Origin of the sequence: Colwellia sp. D2M02 (assembly GCF_018860755.1) — a bacterium.
Taxonomy (GTDB): domain Bacteria; phylum Pseudomonadota; class Gammaproteobacteria; order Enterobacterales; family Alteromonadaceae; genus Colwellia; species Colwellia asteriadis.
On the sequence record NZ_JAHKPW010000083.1, the window covers coordinates 1 to 5,176 of the forward strand.

Annotated in this window: 1 tRNA gene and 2 rRNA genes; all 3 read left to right on the forward strand. The window is 48.6% G+C overall.

The annotated features are described in order from the left end of the window. Positions 1 to 49 precede the first annotated feature (49 nt). The 3 genes from KO495_RS15950 to KO495_RS15960 all read left to right on the forward strand — a co-directional run bounded on the left by KO495_RS15950 (position 50) and on the right by KO495_RS15960 (position 5,156). Positions 50 to 1,592 (forward strand): 16S ribosomal RNA (locus KO495_RS15950). A gap of 95 nt (positions 1,593 to 1,687) precedes the next feature. After that, a tRNA-Ala gene (locus KO495_RS15955) sits at positions 1,688 to 1,763 on the forward strand. Positions 1,764 to 2,261: 498 nt separating this feature from the next. After that, positions 2,262 to 5,156 (forward strand): 23S ribosomal RNA (locus tag KO495_RS15960). Together the 16S and 23S rRNA genes with 1 tRNA gene alongside form the textbook arrangement of a ribosomal RNA operon. Positions 5,157 to 5,176 lie beyond the last annotated feature (20 nt).

The window sequence follows — 5,176 nt, forward strand, 5'->3', positions numbered from 1 at the left end:
TATCACGACAGAATTCATTGAGCAGCATCTTAGATGCACAAACGATTTTTAATTGAAGAGTTTGATCATGGCTCAGATTGAACGCTGGCGGCAGGCTTAACACATGCAAGTCGAGCGGAAACGATGGAAAGCTTGCTTTTCAGGCGTCGAGCGGCGGACGGGTGAGTAATGCTTGGGAATATGCCTTATGGTGGGGGACAACAGTTGGAAACGACTGCTAATACCGCATAACGTCTACGGACCAAAGGGGGGGATCTTCGGACCTCTCGCCATTTGATTAGCCCAAGTGAGATTAGCTAGTTGGTAAGGTAATGGCTTACCAAGGCGACGATCTCTAGCTGGTTTGAGAGGATGATCAGCCACACTGGGACTGAGACACGGCCCAGACTCCTACGGGAGGCAGCAGTGGGGAATATTGCACAATGGGCGAAAGCCTGATGCAGCCATGCCGCGTGTGTGAAGAAGGCCTTCGGGTTGTAAAGCACTTTCAGTAAGGAGGAAAGGGGTGTAGTTAATAACTGCATCCTGTGACGTTACTTACAGAAGAAGCACCGGCTAACTTCGTGCCAGCAGCCGCGGTAATACGAGGGGTGCAAGCGTTAATCGGAATTACTGGGCGTAAAGCGTTCGTAGGCGGTTTGTTAAGCAAGATGTGAAAGCCCCGGGCTCAACCTGGGAACTGCATTTTGAACTGGCAAACTAGAGTACTGTAGAGGGTGGTGGAATTTCCAGTGTAGCGGTGAAATGCGTAGAGATTGGAAGGAACATCAGTGGCGAAGGCGGCCACCTGGACAGATACTGACGCTGAGGAACGAAAGCGTGGGGAGCAAACAGGATTAGATACCCTGGTAGTCCACGCCGTAAACGATGTCAACTAGCCGTTTGTGTCCTTGAGACGTGAGTGGCGCAGCTAACGCACTAAGTTGACCGCCTGGGGAGTACGGCCGCAAGGTTAAAACTCAAATGAATTGACGGGGGCCCGCACAAGCGGTGGAGCATGTGGTTTAATTCGATGCAACGCGAAGAACCTTACCATCCCTTGACATCCACAGAAGAGACTAGAGATAGACTTGTGCCTTCGGGAACTGTGAGACAGGTGCTGCATGGCTGTCGTCAGCTCGTGTTGTGAAATGTTGGGTTAAGTCCCGCAACGAGCGCAACCCCTATCCTTATTTGCCAGCGCGTAATGGCGGGAACTCTAAGGAGACTGCCGGTGATAAACCGGAGGAAGGTGGGGACGACGTCAAGTCATCATGGCCCTTACGGGATGGGCTACACACGTGCTACAATGGCAAGTACAGAGGGCAGCAATACCGCGAGGTGGAGCGAATCCCACAAAGCTTGTCGTAGTCCGGATTGGAGTCTGCAACTCGACTCCATGAAGTCGGAATCGCTAGTAATCGTAGATCAGAATGCTACGGTGAATACGTTCCCGGGCCTTGTACACACCGCCCGTCACACCATGGGAGTGGGATGCAAAAGAAGTGGCTAGTTTAACCTTCGGGAGGACGGTCACCACTTTGTGTTTCATGACTGGGGTGAAGTCGTAACAAGGTAACCCTAGGGGAACCTGGGGTTGGATCACCTCCTTATCTTGAAAGTAAAAAATCGTAAAGGTGTTTAACGCAAGTTACTCACAGAGTGTTCACACAAATTGTATGATAATGAAATTGAAAGAAACCCTGATGGGGCTATAGCTCAGCTGGGAGAGCGCCTGCCTTGCACGCAGGAGGTCAGCAGTTCGATCCTGCTTAGCTCCACCATTTTGATTTTTTACTACGTTGCTTCGTAGTTCGTGTAGAAAAGACTACACGTCACCACAAAGCGCCTTGTAAAGAAAGTCAAAATTCCATCGTTTCTTTTAACTAAAGAAAGAAGCCAAATTTAAGCTATCACCTTGATACTTTAAATTTGGTTTTTTAAACCAAGTTTTTAACCGAATGTGTGTTGAAAATTAGTTCTTTAACAATCTGGAAAGCTGATATAAATACCGGTATTTATATAACAAGCACGGTGTCGCGCTGTTGTTTGTAGCATTATAAATACCACCGATTAAACATTCTCCTCGAGTGTTTAATCAACTAAGTAAAACATTCAATTATTATCTACTCGATAGTAATTGTCTTATCAAGTAACTCATCATAAACCTTAGGGTTTATTGAGTACGTGAAAATGTCAGACTTTACAATTGTTGCGGTTTAGTCACCGTGACGTACTTTGTTTTCTCCTTATTTATAAGGCAAGACTACTTAGGGTTGTATGGTTAAGTGACTAAGCGTATGTGGTGGATGCCTTGGCAGTTAGAGGCGATGAAGGACGTGTTAATCTGCGATAAGCGAAGATAAGGTGATAAAAACCATTATAGTCTTCGATTTCCGAATGGGGAAACCCACTTAGCATAAGCTAGGTATCATTAACTGAATACATAGGTTAATGAGGCAAACCGGGAGAACTGAAACATCTAAGTACCCCGAGGAAAAGAAATCAACCGAGATTTCGTTAGTAGCGGCGAGCGAACGCGAATCAGCCCTTAAGCTTATTGGGCGCTAGTGGAATGTTCTGGAAAGGACAACGATACAGGGTGATAGTCCCGTACACAAAAGCCACCTTTAAGTGAAATCGAGTAGGACGGAGCACGTGAAACTTTGTCTGAATATGGGGGGACCATCCTCCAAGGCTAAATACTACTAACTGACCGATAGTGAACCAGTACCGTGAGGGAAAGGCGAAAAGAACCCCTGTGAGGGGAGTGAAATAGAACCTGAAACCGCATACGTACAAGCAGTGGGAGCTAGATTTAGTCTAGTGACTGCGTACCTTTTGTATAATGGGTCAGCGACTTATATTCTGTAGCAAGGTTAACCGATTAGGGGAGCCGTAGCGAAAGCGAGTGTTAACTGCGCGTTTAGTTGCAGGGTATAGACCCGAAACCCGGCGATCTACCCATGGGCAGGTTGAAGGTTGAGTAACATCAACTGGAGGACCGAACACACGTATGTTGAAAAATGCGGTGATGACTTGTGGGTCGGAGTGAAAGGCTAATCAAGCCGGGAGATAGCTGGTTCTCCCCGAAATCTATTTAGGTAGAGCCTCGCACGAACACCATTGGGGGTAGAGCACTGTTAAGGCTAGGGGGTCATCCCGACTTACCAACCCTTTGCAAACTCCGAATACCAATGAGTGATATGCGGGAGACACACTGCGGGTGCTAACGTCCGTTGTGAAGAGGGAAACAACCCAGACCGCCAGCTAAGGTCCCAAAGTACTAGTTAAGTGGGAAACGATGTGGAAAGGCATAGACAGCTAGGAGGTTGGCTTAGAAGCAGCCATCCTTTAAAGAAAGCGTAATAGCTCACTAGTCGAGTCGGTCTGCGCGGAAGATGTAACGGGGCTAAACTAGTCACCGAAGCTGCGGATTCATAGTTTACTATGAGTGGTAGGGGAGCGTTGTGTAAGCCGTTGAAGGTGAATTGAGAAGTTTGCTGGAGGTATCACAAGTGCGAATGCTGACATGAGTAACGATAAGGGGAGTGAAAAACTCCCCCGCCGAAAGACCAAGGTTTCCTGTCCCATGTTAATCAGGGCAGGGTAAGTCGGCCCCTAAGGCGAGACCGAAAGGTGTAGTCGATGGGAAACAGATTAATATTTCTGTACTTCTATATATTGCGAAGGAGGGACGGAGTAGGCTAGGTGAGCACGGCGTTGGTAGTCCGTGTGAAAGTATGTAGGCTGAAGACTTAGGTAAATCCGGGTCTTCTTAAGGCTGAGATACGAGACGAGTCACTACGGTGATGAAGTCATTGATGCCATGCTTCCAGGAAAAGCTTCTAAGCTTCAGATATATAGGAACCGTACCCCAAACCGACACAGGTGGTTAGGTAGAGAATACTAAGGCGCTTGAGAGAACTCGGGTGAAGGAACTAGGCAAAATAGTACCGTAACTTCGGGAGAAGGTACGCTGGATATGGGTGATGGAACTTGCTTCCTAAGCTCAGACCAGTCGAAGTAACCAGGTGGCTGGAACTGTTTATTAAAAACACAGCACTGTGCAAAATCGAAAGATGACGTATACGGTGTGACGCCTGCCCGGTGCCGGAAGGTTAATTGATTGGGTTAGTCCTCGGACGAAGCTCATGATCGAAGCCCCGGTAAACGGCGGCCGTAACTATAACGGTCCTAAGGTAGCGAAATTCCTTGTCGGGTAAGTTCCGACCTGCACGAATGGCGTAATCATGGCCACACTGTCTCCACCCGAGACTCAGTGAAATTGAATTTGCGGTTAAGATGCCGTATACCCGCGGCTAGACGGAAAGACCCCGTGAACCTTTACTATAGCTTGACAGTGAACATTGCTCCTACATGTGTAGGATAGGTGGGAGGCGTTGAAACCATGTCGCTAGATGTGGTGGAGCCAATCTTGAAATACCACCCTTGTATGCGTGATGTTCTAACCTAGGGCCCTTATCGGGCTTGGGGACACTGTCTGGTGGGTAGTTTGACTGGGGCGGTCTCCTCCCAAAGAGTAACGGAGGAGCACGAAGGTTGGCTAAGTACGGTCGGACATCGTACGGTTAGTGCAATGGCATAAGCCAGCTTAACTGCGAGACAGACACGTCGAGCAGGTACGAAAGTAGGTCATAGTGATCCGGTGGTTCTGTATGGAAGGGCCATCGCTCAACGGATAAAAGGTACTCCGGGGATAACAGGCTGATACCGCCCAAGAGTTCATATCGACGGCGGTGTTTGGCACCTCGATGTCGGCTCATCACATCCTGGGGCTGAAGTCGGTCCCAAGGGTATGGCTGTTCGCCATTTAAAGTGGTACGCGAGCTGGGTTTAGAACGTCGTGAGACAGTTCGGTCCCTATCTGCCGTGGGCGTTTGAGAATTGAAGAGGGCTGCTCCTAGTACGAGAGGACCGGAGTGGACGAACCACTGGTGTTCGGGTTGTCATGCCAATGGCATTGCCCGGTAGCTACGTTCGGAACTGATAACCGCTGAAAGCATCTAAGCGGGAAGCAGGCTTTGAGATGAGTTCTCACTGGAGCTTTAAGCTCCCTAAAGGGTCGTTGGAGACTACAACGTTGATAGGTCAGGTGTGTAAGTGCTGCGAGGCATTGAGCTAACTGATACTAATTGCCCGTGAGGCTTAACCATACAACACCCAAGTGGTTTTG